Raw genomic sequence first — 15,938 nt, forward strand, 5'->3', positions numbered from 1 at the left:
CGCCCCACCCGTCCCGTGGTGCAGCTCCGAATTGGCGAGCACCGTGCCCTGCACGTCGCCCTCGAAGGAGACGCCGAAGATGGGCTGCGACTGCACATCGATGTCGAAGCCGTCGATGACCCAGTTCGGCCGGCGCACCTGCATGAGCGCGCCCGAGCCGCTGCCCGGCGTGAGCTTCGGGCGGCCCTCGCCCTGGAGGGTGATCTTCGCTTCCGCGGTGCCCCCCTGGACGTTCTCGCCCAGGACGACGCGCTCCGCGTAGGTGCCGGCCAGCACGCGGACGCGGTCGCCGGGAGCGGCCTTGCCCACCGCCATGGCGATGGTGCGCAGCGGCGCTGCGGCCGTGCCCTCGGCGCCGTCGTTGCCGCCGGGCGACACCACCCACTCATGGGCGGGCGTCGTCGCCGCGACGGCCGACATCGCCTTGGCACTGACCGCGGGCTGGGGCCCGGGCTCCGCGATGGGGGTGTGGTCCGCGTGCGCCGGCATCTCCGCGGCGGGCGTGTTGGGCACCGGCTGCACGCCGATGGGGGGCGCCTTGCCCGGGGCGGTGGTGGACTTCTCGATGGTGGGAGCGTTGGCGTTGGACGCGGGAGTCTGGGAGGAGCCCCCCGAGTCCGATGACCCGCCCGAGCCGCCACCGCCACCGCAAGCGCTCAGACTCAGGGCCAGGGTGCAGGCAGCCAGGGAGGTCACCAGGGTGTTTCGCTTCGTCAAGCCGTTGCCTCCGTGAATTCGCATGAACAGGGCCAACGCATGGCGTCGGCCGTTCTATTCACTGCCGGTCATCCAGGGCGAGACGCGCCGCACTGGAAGGGAGGACCGTGACGCCTGACCGCGCGGCGGCTACGGTGCCGCCCGCCGTGTCCAAAGCCGTCCTCCTCCTGACCGCCCTGCTGCTCGCCTCCTGTGCCACTCCGGCGCCCGCCCCTGCTCCCGCGACGCGCGGACTGGGCGAGCCGGAGGTCTCCTCGAGCACGAAGCCCGCCGCCTCCCCGAACACCCCCGACGCGGGCGTGGCGCCCACGGCCGGGAGCGCGCTCCCGGATCCGCTCACCTCCGGTCTGCCCGGGCCGCAGGACCTGAAGCGCCTGGACTTCCGCAACGGCGAGCCCCGGCTGCCCATCAAGCTGATGGAAGGGCGCGACACGGTGACGTTCTCGCCGCGCGGCCGGATGCGCCTGCGCTTCGGCGGGCCGGACGACAAGATGCTGGATGCGCCCGCGGGCTCCCGGTGGACGGTGCGGGTGACGCAAGGAGAACCCGCGCAGTGGAGCGCGCGGCTGCAGCTGGGCGAGTTCCGGTTCGCGGACAAGGCCGGCCTGTCGGAGGCGCAGGAGACGTGGCGCGCGCGGGGGCTCGCGGTGCGCACCCACACGCTGGGCTCCGTGTACGGCATCGCGGGGAAGGTCATCGACAACCGGCGCTACCTGCTGCTGGGTGAAGAGGCCCTCACGCCCCACGCCGCGGCGGAGAAGCAGGCGGAGCTATTGCGCCGCTACGGCCTGCGCACCACCCTCTTCGAGGAGGTCCGCAAGCCGTCCAGCGCCATCCTCGAGGTGAAGGACGAGAACGACGCGGTGGTGGGGCTTGCCCAGGACCGGCTGGACGCGGAGACGCCGGATGGCAGCGGCTTCGACGTGCGGCAGGTGGAGTACGGCGTGGGCTACGACTTCCACGCCTTCGAGGACCGCAGCTTCCGGGGCGCGCTCCAGTTCGCGGCGGACCGGAGCGGCAAGCTCGCGGTGGTGAACGTGGTGCCGCTGGAGGACTTGCTCAAGGGCCTGGTGCCATCCGAAATCTTCGCGCGCGCGCACCCGGAGGCGCTCAAGGCCCAGGCCGTCACCGCGCGGGGCGAGGTGCTGGCGAAGGTGGGCATCAAGCACCTGGCGGATCCGTACCTGCTGTGCTCGGAGCAGCACTGCGCGGTGTACCGGGGCCGCACCGGAGAGGCGGCCAGCACCACCGCCGCGGTGGAGGCCACCCGGGGCGAGGCGCTCTTCAGCAAGGACGGGCGGCTGGTGGACTCCGTCTACAGCGCCGTGTGCGGCGGCCACACCGAGGACAACGACGTCGTCTGGGGAGGCCCGCCCGACCCCAGCCTGCGCGGACGGCCGGACCTGCTGGAGGCCGCGCCGGACGTGCCCGGGCCGTCCTCCCTCAAGGCGTGGCTGGCCGCGCCGGACGTGCCCGCCGCGTGCCGCCTGTCCAGCTTCGCCCAGCCGACGAAGTTCCGCTGGGAGAAGCGCTTCACGCAAGCGCAGGTGGACGCGCTCACGGAGAAGCTGGGCGTGGGGCCCATCCAGGCCTTGAGTCTGTCCGAGCGTGGGGTCTCCGGCCGGGCGAAGCTGCTCACGCTGGCCGGCCTGAAGGGCGCGACGCAGGTCCGGGGCGAGCTGAACATCCGGCGGCTCTTCGGGATGCTCAACAGCAGCATGGCCACGGTGGAAGCCGAGCGGGACGCCGAGGGCCGCCTCACCGGGTGGCTTTTCCGGGGCGGAGGCTGGGGCCACGGCGTGGGCATGTGTCAGACAGGCGCCATTGGCCGGGCGGAAGCCGGTCAGCGCTATCCGGAGATCCTGCGCTACTACTTCAACGGCGCGGAGGTCGCGCCCATCTACTGAGCCGAAGAGGACAATTCGTGCGCATCCAATGCCCGGCACGCGAATCTCTTCGGTACTTCCGGTGTTGTGGGCCGCACGTTCGGGACTGAAGAGGCGGTCCGGAGGTTTATCATCAGGCCGTGGGCAAGGGTTCCTCGACAGACTGGCGGGAGCGGCGCAAGAAGCGCGCGCCGTGGCGCTATCTGGTGGCGGCCGTCCTGGCGCTCCTGGGGCAGGCCGCCATCGTGGGCTTCGTGCTCCTGGCGTCCCTCCTCCAGACGAACCTTGCGGGCGAGAAGCGTCCCACGCCCCGCCCCACGTCCGTGGCGGTGCGCCCCCTCACGTCGGATCAATGGGCGAAGAACCGGGGCCCCACGTCCCCCCAGGTGAAGCCCCGCCCCACCGAGAAGCGCGAGACCCCGGAGGAGAAGAAGAAGCCGGAGGAGAAGAAGCCGGAGGGCCAGGTGGTGGACGTGGCGCCGGGAAATGAGCAGGTGTCCCCGGACGCGAAGTACCTGGCGGAGAGCAACAACACCGTCCAGAAGGAGACGCGCGCCAAGGACCAGACGGCCTTCTACCGCAACGCCATGCCGCAGAAGACGGCGCCCCAGAAGCAGGAGGGCGCGCCCACGGAGCAGGTGCAGCCGCCGCGCGTGTCCGGCAACAACGGCCAGGGCGCGGACGACAAGCCCCAGACGCAGGGCGGCCAGAAGCCCTCCTTCGAGATGCCGGAGACGCGCCGCAAGCAGGAGATCGCCATGAAGACGGATCCGCGCGAGCGCGGCCCGGGCATGGCGGTGAAGAACCAGTCGGAGAGCCACGCCACCCCGGGCAACGCGAAGCGCCTGCGCATCCAGCCCGGCGAGGGCGACACCAGCGAGGAGGACGGCTCCACCGGCCGCACCGGCTCACCGGGGCTGGCCACGCTGATGCCCTCCCAGGCCGCCATGGATCGCGTGGTGGGCGCGGCGCCCAACGACATGTTGCAGGACCAGGAGGAAGGCGACGGCACCTTCCTCAACACGCGCGAGTGGAAGTACGCGAGCTTCTTCAACCGCGTGAAGCAGAGCGTGGGGATGCATTGGAACCCCAACGAGCAGCTGCGCGTGCGCGACCCGACGGGCAACATCTACTCCGGGCGCGACCGGCAGACGCTGCTCAGCATCACCCTGGATGAGCGCGGGGCCGTGAAGGACATCCAGGTGGAGAAGAGCAGCGGCCTGGACTTCCTGGACATGGAGGCGGTGGCGTCGTTCAAGCGCGCCCAGCCCTTCCCCAACCCGCCGTCCGGCCTGCTGACCCAGGACGCCACGGTGCGCTTCCAGTTCGGCTTCTTCCTGGAAATGGGCGGCGGCCCGCGGATGCGGCTCTTCCGACAGTAGCCGCACCGTCCGACGTCGGGCACCCGGGCCCAACTGACGCTCGCGCCCGGGAAGCGGGGGCACTACCCTGCCCCGCCGTGGAAGCCACCCTCGTCGACCGAACTGCCGCGCTCCAGGAGCGCAACCGCAAGGTCCGCTTCGTCCTGTTGGCCATCCTCGTGGCCAACTGGGTGGTGGCGGTCGCCAAGCTCGTCTTCGGATTGCTCGCCCACTCCGCGTCGGTGACGGCGGACGGGTTGCACTCGTTCATCGACGGCGGCTCCAACGTGCTGGGGCTCGTGGCCATGGGCGTGGCCTCCCAGCCGGCGGACGCGGACCACCCCTACGGGCACGGCAAGTTCGAGGCGCTCGCGTCGCTGGGCATCGGCGCGATGATTGGCGTGGGCATGTTGGAGCTGGGGCGCATGGCGTTCGACTCGCTCCTGCACGACAAGCACCCCACGGTGACGGCGACGATGGCGGGGGTGATGGTCTTCACGCTCCTCATCAACCTGGCCGTCACGCGCGTGGAGCGGCACTACGGTGAGAAGTACAAGAGCGCGCTGCTGCTCGCGGACGCGAAGCACACGCTGTCGGACGTGTTCGTGAGCATCGCGGTGCTCGTCTCCATTGGCCTGGTGGCGCTGGGCTTTCCTCGCGCGGACGGGCTCATCGCGCTGGGCGTGATGGTCTTCGTCGCGTGGGTGGCCTACGGCATCGTCCGGCAGGCGGTGGGCATCCTCTCCGACACGGCGCGCCTGGACCCCGCGCAGGTGTCCCAGCACACGCTCGCGGTGTCCGGCGTGCGCTCGTGCCGCAACGTGCGCAGCCGGGGCATGGAGGAGAGCGTCTACGTGGACCTGAAGATTGAAGTGGACCCCCAGCTCACCACCGCGCAGGCCCACGAGGTCGCGGACAAGGTGGAGGAGACGCTGCACGGCGCCTACCCGCAGGTGGTGGACGTCGTCGTGCACGTGGAGCCCGCCGGGCACCCCTGAGGGCCCGCCGGAAACACGAGGGCCGCCTTCCCATGGATTCAGGAAGACGGCCCCGGTGCTGACAGCGTGAGGGACGCGAGCGCTTACGCGACCTTCTGCGCGGGCGACTCGTAGTCTTCAATCGGCGGGCACGAGCACACGAGCTTCCGGTCCCCGAGCACGTTGTTGAGGCGACCCACGGACGGCCAGAACTTGTTGTCGCGCACCCACGGCGTGGGGAACACGGCCTGCTCGCGGGTGTAGGGGCGGTTCCACTCCGGCGCGGTGAGCGTGCGCGCGGTGTGCGGCGCGTTCTTGAGGACGTTGTTGTCCTTGGGGGAACGCCCCTCCTCCACGTCGCGGATCTCCTGGCGGATGGCGATCATCGCGTCGCAGAAGCGATCCAGCTCCGCCTTGGACTCGCTCTCCGTGGGCTCGATCATCAGCGTGCCCGCCACCGGGAACGACACGGTGGGCGCGTGGAAGCCGTAGTCCATGAGCCGCTTGGCCACGTCCTCCACCTCCACGCCCGCGGTCTTCTTGAGCGGCCGCAGGTCCACGATGCACTCGTGGGCCACCCGGCCGCGCTTGCCCCGGTAGAGGACCGGGTAGTGCGGCTGGAGGCGCTCGGCGATGTAGTTGGCGTTGAGGATGGCCAGCTTCGTCGCCTCCGTGAGGCCCTCGCCGCCCATCATCTGCACGTACATCCAGGAGATGAGCAGGATGCTGGCGCTGCCCCACGGCGCCGCGGAGATGGCGCCGATGGCGTCCGCCCCGCCCGTCTGGATGACCGGGTGTCCGGGCAGGAACTTCACCAGGTGGCTGGCCACGCAGATGGGGCCCATGCCCGGTCCGCCGCCGCCGTGCGGGATGCAGAACGTCTTGTGCAGGTTGATGTGGCACACGTCCGCGCCAATCAGGCCCGGCGCGGTGAGGCCCACCTGCGCGTTCAGGTTGGCGCCGTCCATGTACACCTGGCCGCCGCGCTCGTGGGTGATGGCGCAGATTTCGCGGATCTCCTCCTCGAACACGCCGTGCGTGGACGGGTACGTCACCATCAGCGCGGCCAGCCGGTCCTTGTACTCGTCCGCGCGGGCCTTCAGGTCCGCAAGGTCGATGTTGCCGTTCTCGTCGCACTTGGTGACGACGACCTGGTAGCCGGCCATCACCGCGGAGGCCGGGTTGGTGCCGTGCGCGGAGGACGGGATGAGGCACACGTCGCGGTGACCCTGCCCACGGGCCTGGTGGTACGCGCGGATGACGAGCAGGCCCGCGTACTCACCCTGGCTGCCCGCGTTGGGCTGGAGCGAGCACCCGGCGAAGCCCGTCACCTGCGACAGCGCGTGCTCCAGCTGCTCGAAGATGACCTTGTAGCCGGCCGCCTGCGAGGTGGGCGCGAACGGGTGCAGCTTGCTGAACTGCGGCCACGTCACCGGAATCATCTCCGCGGTGGCGTTGAGCTTCATGGTGCAGCTGCCCAGCGGAATCATGGAGTGCGTGAGCGACAGGTCCTTCGCCTCCAGCCGCCGCACGTACCGCAGCATCTCCGTCTCGGAGTGGTAGCGGTTGAAGATGGGGTGCGTGAGGAACGCGCTCTTGCGGCGCACCTCGGGGACGAGCGGGCTCTCCAGGTTGACAGCCACGTCCTCCAGCACCACCGGCTGCGCGGACTTGTTCGCGCCCTGGATGAAGGCCGTGAGGATGTCCTCCACGTCCTTGGCGCGCGTCGTCTCATCCAGCGCCAGGCCCAGCGTCTTGTCGTCGATGCGGCGGAAGTTCATCTTCGCGCCCTCGGCGGCGGCCAGCACGCCGCGCACCTGCGCCGTGGTCAGCTCCACGCGCAGCGTGTCGAAGAACTGCTCGTGGCGCGGCTTGAAGCCCAGCTTCGCGAGGCCCCGCGCGAGCACCGTCGTGAGCCCGTGCACGCGCTCCGCGATGGCCTTGAGGCCGTCCGGCCCGTGGTAGACGGCGTACATGCCGGCCATCACCGCCAGCAGCACCTGCGCGGTGCAGATGTTGCTCGTCGCCTTCTCGCGGCGGATGTGCTGCTCGCGCGTCTGCAGCGCCATGCGCAGCGCGGGCAGGCCCTGCGAGTCCTCGGACACGCCGATGAGGCGGCCCGGCATCACGCGGGTGTAGGCGTTCTTCGTGGCGAAGAAGGCGGCGTGCGGGCCGCCGTAGCCCAGCGGCACGCCGAAGCGCTGCGCGGTGCCCACCGCCACGTCCGCGCCGAACTCGCCCGGAGGCGTCAGGAGCGTGAGGCTCAAGAGGTCCGCCGCGACGATGAGCAGGCCGCCCGCCGCGTGCACCTGCTCGCCGAAGGCGCGGTAGTCGTGCACCACGCCGTCGGTGGCCGGGTACTGCACCAGCGCGCCGAAGAACTTCTTCGCGGACAGGTCCACCGTGCGGTGGTCGCCCACGACGACCTCCACGCCCAGCGGCAGCGCGCGCGTGCGCACCACGTCCAGCGTCTGCGGATGGCAGGCGTCGGACACGAAGAACGCCGCGCCCGTGGTGTCGCCCTTGGCCGCGTGCAGCGCGAGGCCCATGGCCTCCGCCGCGGCGGTGCCTTCATCGAGCAGCGAGGCGTTGGCCACCTCCATGCCGGTGAGGTCCGTCACCATCGTCTGGAAGTTGAGCAGCGCCTCCAGCCGGCCCTGGGCGATCTCCGCCTGGTAGGGCGTGTACTGGGTGTACCAGCCCGGGTTCTGGAAGATGTTGCGCAGGATGACGTTGGGGACGTGGGTGTCGTGGTAGCCCATGCCGATGAAGGACCGGAACACCTGGTTCTTCGCGGCGAGGGTCTCCAGTTGCGCCAGGACCTCCATCTCACCGCGGCCGGGGGGCAGACGCAGCGGCTCCTGGGAGCGGATGGCGGGCGGTACGGTGCGCTCGATGAGCACATCGAGCGAGTCCACACCCAGCGTGGACAGCATCTGCTTCACTTCGGGGGCCTCCGGGCCGATGTGCCGGCCGGCGAAGGACTCCTGGTACTTCCAGTTCAAGGACATGGTCGGAGGGGCTCGCGGGAGGTGCGGAAGGAGTCGGCGTCCGAACGGGTCGGGGCCTCGTGGAGCGTCTCTAACAACCGGGACGCGCCAGTTCTTGCGCGAAGGACTACTTCAGGAGCGCGCCGTACGCGGAGGCATCCAGGAGCTTGCCCACCTGCTCGGCATCCGAGGGCTCGATCTCCGCGATCCACCCCGCGCCGTACGGGTCGCTGTTGATGATGGACGGGTTGTTGGTGAGCTCATCGTTCACCTTCACCACGGTGCCGCTGATGGGCGCGTACAGGTCCGACACGGCCTTGGTGGACTCGATGACGCCGAACTGCTTGCCCTCCACCAGCTGGGTGCCCAGCTTCGGCAGCTCCACGTAGACCACGTCGCCCAGCGCTTCCTGCGCGTGCGCGGTGACGCCCACCACCACGGTCTTGCCCTCGACGCGGGCCCACTCGTGTTCCTTCGTGTACTTCAGGTTCTGCGGGATGGAATCGGACATGGAGGTTGCTCCTCGCGAAGGTGCGGAGGGATGGAAGGGATGAATCAGGACTTCTTCAGGAAGGGGGTCTTCACGACGACGGCGGGCACGGCGCGGCCGCGGATCTCCACGTCGAAGGTGGAGCCCTCGGTGGACAGCGCGGCGGGCACGTAGCCCATGCCGATGGGCTTCTTCACCGTGGGGCCCTGCGTACCGCTGGTGACTTCGCCCACGCGGGCGCCGTCCTTGAGGATGGGGTAGCCGTGGCGGGGGATGCCCGCGCCCGTGAGTTCGAAGCCCACGAGCTTGCGCTGCACGCCGGCGGCCTTCTGCGCGACGAGCGCGTCCTTGCCAATGAAGCCGCCCGGCTTGTCCAGCTTGACGATCCACCCCAGGCCCGCTTCCAGGGCGGTGTGCGCATCGTCGATGTCGTTGCCGTACAGCGCGTACTTCATCTCCGTGCGCAGCGAGTCGCGCGCGCCCAGGCCGCAGGCCTTCACGCCGTCCGGCTGGCCGGCCTCCAGGAGCGCGTCCCAGAGCTTCACCGCGTCGTCGGTGGCGCAGTACAGCTCGAAGCCGTCCTCACCGGTGTAGCCCGTGCGGGAGATGATGGACTTCACGCCCGCGACCTCCCCCTCGGTGAAGCGGTAGGTGCCCACCTTGGACAGGTCCGCCTTCGTCAGCCGCTGCACGAGGCCAAAGGCCTTGGGGCCCTGGATGGCGATCTGCGCGAAGTCGTCCCCCCGGTCCACCGGCGTCACCCCCTCCGCTCTCGCCTTCATCCAGGCGAAGTCCTTCTCGCGGTTGCTGGAGTTGACGCAGATGAGGATGTGCTCCGGGCTGAAGCGGTAGGCGACGACGTCGTCCACGAAACCGCCCAGGTCGTTGAGCAGGCCCGCGTAGACGGCCTGACCGTCCTGGATGCGCGCCAGGTCGTTGGAGATGAGCCGGTTCACCGTCTCCAGCGCGCCGGGGCCCCGGAACTCCACCTCGCCCATGTGCGACACGTCGAAGAGGCCGACGGCGGTGCGCACGGCCTCGTGCTCGGCGATGACGGAGCTGTACTGCACCGGCATGTCCCACCCCACGAAGTCGACCATCCGGGCCCCCAGCTTTCGATGGGCCTCGTTGAGGGGCGTACGCCGGGTCATTGACTTCTCCATGGCAGGGGGTGGCGAAACGGCGCGGACTATAGCGACGCACCTTCTCCGATCAAGGCCGACGCGGAAGGGTCTAAACTGCTCCGGACATGAAGATCCGCAACTGCCTCAATCCCTCCCAGCCGTGCTTCTCGTTCGAGTTTTTTCCTCCCAAGACGGACGCGGGCGTGGCCTCGCTCCTGCGCACGGTGGAGGAGCTGGCGCCGCTGAATCCGGGGTTCGTGTCGGTGACGTACGGGGCGGGCGGGAGCACGCGGGACCGGACGGTGGACCTGGTGACGCACATCAAGAAGCACACCGGCATCGAGGCCATGGCGCACCTGACGTGCGTGGGGCACACCCGGGACGAGCTTCGTGACGTGCTGCGCCGGCTCGACGCGGCGCGCATCGAGAACCTGCTGCTGCTGCGTGGGGACCCACCGCAGGGGCAGCAGACCTTCGAACCGGTGCCGGGGGGCTTCCGCTACGCGGAGGAGCTGGTGCGATTCGTCCGAGAAGAGGATTTCAACTTCTGCCTGGGGGGTGCGTGCTATCCGGAGGGCCACGTGGAGACGGCTTCACGCGAGGACGACCTCAAGCACCTGAAGGCGAAGGTGGATTCGGGGATGGACTTCGTGGTGACGCAGCTCTTCTTCGACAACGCCTTCTATTTCGACTTCGTGGAGCGGGCGCGACGGGCGGGCATCAACGTCCCCATCGTCCCCGGCATCATGCCCATCACCAACTATGAGCAGGTCCAGCGCTTCACGCGCATGTGCGGCGCCACGGTGCCCATGCGGCTGGCGCTGCAGATGGAGCGCGTGAAGGATCAACCGGACGCGGTGGTGCAGCTGGGCGTCGCGCACGCCACGGTGCAGTGCATGGAGCTTTTGGCGCGCGGCGTGCCGGGCATCCACTTCTACACGCTCAACAAGTCCCCCGCGACGCGGATGATCGTCAGCGCGCTGAGGGCCCGCTCATGAGCGGCCCGGGACCACAGCTGGCGCCGGGGGATCCGCGCATCAGGATCTTCCTGATGGTGCGCTTCCCGGCGTTCTTCCAGCTCATCGTGGGCGTGCTGCACGTCACCTTCAGCCTGCTGGCGGCGGTGCTCGCGGCGCTCAAGGTGGCATCGCCCTTCTCCGCCCCGGGCCAGGCGCCCGCGGTGCTGGAGTTCACGCTGGGCCTCACGCTGGCGATCGTGTGCGGCGTGCTCTGCGGGGTGCTGGCCATCTGGGGAGCGTGGAGCGCGATGAACCTCAAGGGGTACGGGCTCGCCATGGTGGGCGCCATCTGCGCCATGTACACGCTGACGCCCGGGTGTTTCGTGGGGGTGCCGGTGGCGGCGTGGATGCTCTTCACGCTGCGCCGGGACGGGGTGCGACAGGCCTTCGAACCATGAATCCCCGGGCCGTGCGCACGGTGCGCTTCCTGCTGACGGGCGTGGGGCACGTGGGCGTGCCGCTGCTCGAAATCATCCAGTCGCGCGCGTCGCTGCTGATGGAGCGCTACCGGCTGGAGCTGCTGCCGGTGGGGCTGGCGGACTCCGGCGGGGCCGCGGTGTCGCCGCACGGGCTGGACGTGGCGGCGGTGCTGGCGGCGAAGCGGGCGAAGTGTTCGGTGGCATCGCTGCCGGTGGTGGGACGTCCGGGGATGACCGGGCAGGCGCTGGTGCGCGAGGTGAAGGCGGACCTGCTGCTGGAGGCCACGCCTACCAGCCTGAAGGACGGGCAGCCCGGGCTGGACATCACGCGGGACGCGCTGATGCGGGGCATGCCCGCGGTGCTCGCGAGCAAGGGGCCGCTGGTGCTGGGCTACCAGGAGCTGGCGGCGATGAGCGACCTGGAGTCACCGGGTCGGCCCCCCTTGCGCTTCAGTGGCGCGGCGGGTGCGGCGATGCCGCTGGTGACGATGGGCATGAGGGACCTGGCCCTGGGGAAGCTGGGCCGGTTCGAGGGCGTGCTCAACAACACCAGCCAACTGCTCCTGAGCCGGATGGCGGAGGGCCGGACGTACGAGGCGGCGCTGGCGGAAGCGCAGGCGCTGGGCATCGCGGAGCCGGATCCGTCACTGGACGTGGACGGCTGGGACACCGCGAGCAAGCTGGTCATCCTGGCCAACGCGGTGATGCGCGTGCCCACGACGCTGAAGGACGTGTCGGTGACGGGGATGCGCGGCGTGACGCGCGCGGAGCTGGACGCGGCGCGGGCGAAGGGCGGGCAGGTGCTGCTGCTTGCGCGCGCGGAGCCCCTGGGGGACGGACGGTGGGACTGGAGCGTGCGGCCCACCGTCGTTGACGCGTCCCATCCCCTGTCCCGGCTGGGCGCGATGGAGATGGGCGCGGTGTTGCGCAGCGACCTCCACGGCGTGAACACGATCATCAACGCGGAACAGGGTGCCCGGGGCACGGGCGCCGCGATGCTGAAGGACGTGCTGGAGATCTTCCCGGACTGAGGTTCGCGGTCAGGGAGCGGGCTTCAGCAACCGGGCGAGGAGCGGTTCCACCAGTTCCTCTCCCCGCAGCATCGACCGCCACCGGTGCGGAATCCCCTTCAGCCCGTACTGGAGGCCCGCGATGCCGCCCGCCACCGCCGCCGTGGTGTCCGTGTCGTGGCCCAGCCGGATGGCCGCCTTGATGACCTCCTCAGGAGCTCGGTAAGAGTCTGGCCGTCCGGCAGGTAGAACACGTAGGGGCCGCGCAGGTGCCGGTGTCCCTTGAGTGCGTCCACCGCCGAGGCTGGCAGATCCACCGTCCGCTCGCGCCCGTCCTTGGGGGAGCCCGTCACCCCGCGCCAGAGGGTGCGCCGGACGTGCAGCTTGCCGCGCTGCAAGTCCACGTCGCTCCAATGGAGCCCGATCAGCTCTCCTTGCCGCGGCCCCGTCTTGAGGGCCACCAGCAGCACCGGCCGCCACTCCGGCTCGGCGTCGGCGACAAGCCGCTCGGCCTCCTCAAAGGTGAGGAGATCGAAGGCGGGCTTCTCCGTCCGGAAGAGCTTCACGCGCGGGACGTGGGCCACGTCGTTCCTCCCGGCATGGGCCGGCAGTACCTTTGCGTGCCTTTGCGCGAATCCCTCGCGCATGGGCACCGGAGCTTCCCGCCCATGTCCAATCCGTCTGACGCTCGGCATGCCGGGAGTGTTGTCCTCTTCACGAATGGCGACACCTCCCACGAGTTCTTCCGGGACTTGGGGCAAGGGCGTGTCGGCGAGCGAATCCTCCTCGCCCAGACCCGCACGGGACAGCGGCTGGGCCCATACGATTGCTGCTTCTACGTGCCACCCGGACGAGGTGACAACCGCGCCCGGTGGAGGGCCGCACCGCTCGATCAAGCATCTGCCAATCTAAAGAATGGCCAGGAAACTGAACCCCCGCTCCATTCATTCATTCACAAATCATTCGTCGCCGCCGACGCGCGTCCGGCCCCACGTCGAACGTGATGGGTTTGCGCCGGAGCATGCACGAATGTCGCTGTGCGGAAATGCAGTCATTGTGGCGACTTGGCAGGATTCCGGCCGCGGCATGAAGTAGTGCTTGTTGAAATTGCCAGCGAGGCTGTAGTACGTTTCTCTGGGGGTGAATTCAGGCGGACCCGCAGTCAACAACAGTCTGTTGGGTACCCGCGACCTCCGCGCAGGCCGTGGTGCGTTCTTTCAGGAGGTTCCCAATGAAACGTCAATCCTCTTCTCTCCTCGTCATGCTCGCGGGGGCCGGTTTGCTCGGCCTCATCGGCGGTTGCAGCCCGATCTCCGTCGGAGACAATGACGCGTACGTCGGTTCGGCCGACTCCGCCCTCACCGCCGAGCAGTGCGATTACTTTGATGTCCAAGGTAAGGTCCAGATCTGCCACAAGACCAGCTCGGCGGTTCATCCCTACACGATCGTCCGTGTTAGCGAACAGGCGTGTATCAACGCGCACAGCGCTCACAACGGCGACTACGTCACCAGCCTCGACCCGACCTCGCCGCTCTACGACCCGACGTGCAGCGGCCAGGGCTGCCTGTCCGTGAACGCGCCGTGCGACGCCACGGTCCCCTGTTGCGACGGCCTCACGTGCCAGAGCGGCACCTGCGCCGACGTCAACGAGTGCGCCGCCGGTACCGACAACTGCAACGAAAACGCCACCTGCACCAACACCGTGGGCTCCTTCACCTGCGCCTGCAACGCGGGGTACGAGGGCGACGGCGTGACCTGCACCGACATCGACGAGTGCGCCGCCGGTACCGACAACTGCAACGAAAACGCCACCTGCACCAACAGCGGGGGCTCCTTCACCTGCGCCTGCAATGCGGGGTACGAGGGCGACGGCGTGACCTGCACCAGCATCGACGAGTGCGCCGCAAGCCCCTGCCTGAACGGTGGCACCTGCATCGACGGCGTGGGGAGCTACACCTGCAAGTGCGCGCCCACCTACGAGGGGAACATCTGCCAGTCTTGCTCCGGCACCCTTGGGGACTGCAACGGGAACTCGTCCGACGGCTGCGAGGTGAACCTCCAGAGCGACGCCAATAGCTGCGGCGCCTGCGGCATCGTGTGCTCGACGGGCCAGATCTGCTCGAACGCCACCTGCCAGACCGCCCCCATCGGCCAGGTCCCCGGCACGCCGGTCAGCTCCCCCGCGAACCACAACCCGCTGGCCCCGGCGGTCGCCGATGTGAATGGCGACGGCAAGCTCGACATCCTGGTGGCCAACGCCGAATCCGGGTCGATCCTGTTCCCCTCTGGCTCGCTCTCCGTCTTCCTGGGGAACGGCGACGCCAGCGTCCAGTCGGAGGTCAACTACGGGAGCGCCTCGCTCTCCAGCAACGCGGTCGTGGCCGTGGACGTGGACGGCGACGGGTGGCTCGACGCCGTCACCGTCAACGGCCAGACCAACCTGCTCCTCATCAACGGAAACATCAGCGTCTACAAGAACCTGGGCCCGAGCGCGCCCGGGACCTTCGGCGCGCCGACGAGCTTCACCACCGGCACCCCGGGCTCCGTCCACCTCTGCACCGGGGACTTCGATCACGACGGGGTGGCTGACATCGCCACGACGAGCGTGACCCTGAGCCAGGTGAGCGTGCTCTTCGGCACCGGCGCGGGCAGCTTCGGCGCGCCCACGTTCATCGGCATCCCGAGCACCGGCGGCGTGCAGTCGACGATCGCCTGCCGTGACCTGAATGGCGATGGCTTCTCCGATCTCGTGGTGACGAGCCCCGCCAGCGCACGCCTGTCGGTCCTCATCAACCAGGGAGACGGCACGTTCGCCGCCCCCGTCGCCTACAGCAATTCCGCCAGCGGCCAGACAGCGGGCATCGCCTTCGGCGACGCCAACGGCGACGGCACGCTCGACATCCTCTCGAACGGCGCGGCCGGCCGGTTCCTCTTCTACTTCAGAGGGAACGGCAACGGCACCTTCGCGAGCGGCGTTCAGTCAACCGCCGCGACCAATACGGCCGCCAACTCGGCGCTGGGCGTCGTGGCCGATGACTTCAACGGCGATGGCAAGCTCGACGCCTACATCCTCGTGACAGCGGCCTCGGGCGGCGTCCGCCCGATGACCGGCAACGGCAACGGAGGCTTCACCGCGGGCACCGTCGTCACGACCGGCGCCTCGCCTGGCCTCAACGCCATCGCCACCGCGGACATGGACGCGGATGGGTACGCCGATCTCATCCTGACCAACAGGGGCTCCGGCACCGTGACCGTGGTCCCCAACGGACTCTAAGTCGCTGTCCGCGATGCCGCGATGGGACGGTGTGCCCTGATTTCAGCGCGGTCTCGGTAGGAGAATCGGTGCGCCGCGTGCTTCGCGCGCGGCGCACCGAAAGACGCGCACGCGCTTGACCCGACCTCACCTCCACTGAGGCCGTATTCCACACGGGTGCAGGACCACGCGGCGTGCTCGGCTCAACGTGGGGCCTTCCGGTTGCGATGCGTCCCTGAGCGAGGCCGAACGGTCCGTCGCATCTGGAGCCAACCTCTGCTCCGGCTGTGATTGCAACGGCGCACTGCGCGGTGGCCAGCCACTTCACCTCGAACGTGCTGGTAGCGTGGCTGTGGAGGAGCCTCAGTACGAGGAGGTATACCTCCTCGCCTACGAGGACGTGCGGGTGGCCCGGGGCGGTATCGGCGGCGACATGCGATTCTTCAACCAGGAGCGCCCCCACCAAGCGCTCAAGTACCGGACGCCCATGGCCCCCTACAGGGAGTCCGTCGCCCTGAAGAGGGCCGCGTCAGAAGGACGGGCCGCTGTTGCACAAGGTGGTTGCCCCCACCGGTTGCTTGAGAAGCTGGGGGTCGGTCACTTCTCGGCGATGGGTATGAGTTCTGGCGGCATGACGCTCCTTCATATGGCGACGAGCCAACCCAAGCGCATCGAGTCAATGGTGTTGTTCA

Annotated in this window: 12 protein-coding genes and 1 pseudogene; 7 read left to right on the forward strand and 6 right to left on the reverse strand. The window is 69.2% G+C overall.

Annotation, left to right across the window (positions count from 1 at the left end):
• Nucleotides 1–717: DUF1565 domain-containing protein (locus tag D7Y13_RS01265; protein WP_244222304.1), on the reverse strand; the 717-nt coding region annotated here is incomplete at its 3' end.
• A gap of 107 nt (nt 718–824) precedes the next feature.
• Between D7Y13_RS01265 and D7Y13_RS01270 the strand changes: the two genes are divergently transcribed.
• The 3 genes from D7Y13_RS01270 to D7Y13_RS01280 all read left to right on the forward strand — a co-directional run bounded on the left by D7Y13_RS01270 (nt 825) and on the right by D7Y13_RS01280 (nt 4,962).
• Entirely contained in the window at nt 825–2,624 is a 1,800-nt protein-coding gene (locus D7Y13_RS01270; RefSeq protein ID WP_233595842.1) for a SpoIID/LytB domain-containing protein, read from the forward strand.
• 119 nt (nt 2,625–2,743) lie between these two features.
• Nucleotides 2,744–3,985, forward strand: coding sequence for an energy transducer TonB (locus D7Y13_RS01275; RefSeq protein ID WP_120630623.1), 1,242 nt, complete (start codon nt 2,744–2,746; stop codon nt 3,983–3,985).
• Nucleotides 3,986–4,062: 77 nt separating this feature from the next.
• Nucleotides 4,063–4,962: a cation diffusion facilitator family transporter gene (locus tag D7Y13_RS01280; RefSeq protein WP_120531766.1), complete on the forward strand. Its 900-nt coding sequence runs from the start codon at nt 4,063–4,065 to the stop codon at nt 4,960–4,962.
• Nucleotides 4,963–5,045: 83 nt separating this feature from the next.
• Here the strand turns inward: D7Y13_RS01280 and gcvP are convergent, their stop codons facing one another.
• From gcvP to gcvT, 3 genes are all read right to left on the reverse strand, one after another.
• Complete coding sequence (gcvP, locus tag D7Y13_RS01285; protein WP_120531765.1) at nt 5,046–7,952, reverse strand: aminomethyl-transferring glycine dehydrogenase; 2,907 nt, start codon at nt 7,950–7,952, stop codon at nt 5,046–5,048.
• Between the two features lie 106 nt (nt 7,953–8,058).
• Complete coding sequence (gene gcvH / locus D7Y13_RS01290; RefSeq protein ID WP_120531764.1) at nt 8,059–8,442, reverse strand: glycine cleavage system protein GcvH; 384 nt, start codon at nt 8,440–8,442, stop codon at nt 8,059–8,061.
• 44 nt (nt 8,443–8,486) lie between these two features.
• On the reverse strand, nt 8,487–9,572 hold the full coding sequence (gcvT, locus tag D7Y13_RS01295) for a glycine cleavage system aminomethyltransferase GcvT (protein ID WP_120582514.1): 1,086 nt from the start codon (nt 9,570–9,572) through the stop codon (nt 8,487–8,489).
• A 98-nt stretch (nt 9,573–9,670) separates the two neighbouring features.
• Between gcvT and metF the strand changes: the two genes are divergently transcribed.
• The 3 genes from metF to D7Y13_RS01310 are packed head-to-tail and all read left to right on the forward strand — an operon-like array spanning nt 9,671 to nt 12,014.
• Complete coding sequence (gene metF / locus D7Y13_RS01300) at nt 9,671–10,543, forward strand: methylenetetrahydrofolate reductase [NAD(P)H] (protein ID WP_120582515.1); 873 nt, start codon at nt 9,671–9,673, stop codon at nt 10,541–10,543.
• Between the two features lie 53 nt (nt 10,544–10,596).
• Nucleotides 10,597–10,962 carry a hypothetical protein gene (locus tag D7Y13_RS01305; protein WP_341870388.1) on the forward strand — a complete coding sequence of 122 codons (366 nt, stop codon included), beginning with the start codon at nt 10,597–10,599 and terminating at the stop codon, nt 10,960–10,962.
• Entirely contained in the window at nt 10,959–12,014 is a 1,056-nt protein-coding gene (locus D7Y13_RS01310; protein ID WP_199732676.1) for a hypothetical protein, read from the forward strand. Before D7Y13_RS01305 ends, D7Y13_RS01310 begins: the two co-directional genes overlap by 4 nt.
• A gap of 9 nt (nt 12,015–12,023) precedes the next feature.
• Here the strand turns inward: D7Y13_RS01310 and D7Y13_RS48975 are convergent, their stop codons facing one another.
• The gene (locus D7Y13_RS48975) at nt 12,024–12,197 is read right to left on the reverse strand and encodes an ADP-ribosylglycohydrolase family protein (RefSeq protein ID WP_369333592.1); all 174 of its coding nucleotides are present in this window, start codon (nt 12,195–12,197) and stop codon (nt 12,024–12,026) included.
• A gap of 14 nt (nt 12,198–12,211) precedes the next feature.
• Nucleotides 12,212–12,610: pseudogene (locus tag D7Y13_RS47625) on the reverse strand (tyrosine-type recombinase/integrase); the annotation flags it as partial.
• Nucleotides 12,611–13,224: 614 nt separating this feature from the next.
• On the opposite strand from D7Y13_RS47625, the gene D7Y13_RS01320 reads away from it, so the two are divergent.
• Nucleotides 13,225–15,267, forward strand: a complete 2,043-nt coding sequence (locus tag D7Y13_RS01320) for an FG-GAP-like repeat-containing protein (RefSeq protein ID WP_120582518.1) — start codon at nt 13,225–13,227, stop codon at nt 15,265–15,267.
• Nucleotides 15,268–15,938: the final 671 nt, after the last annotated feature.

Origin of the sequence: Corallococcus praedator (genome assembly GCF_003612125.1) — a bacterium.
Classification (GTDB): domain Bacteria; phylum Myxococcota; class Myxococcia; order Myxococcales; family Myxococcaceae; genus Corallococcus; species Corallococcus praedator.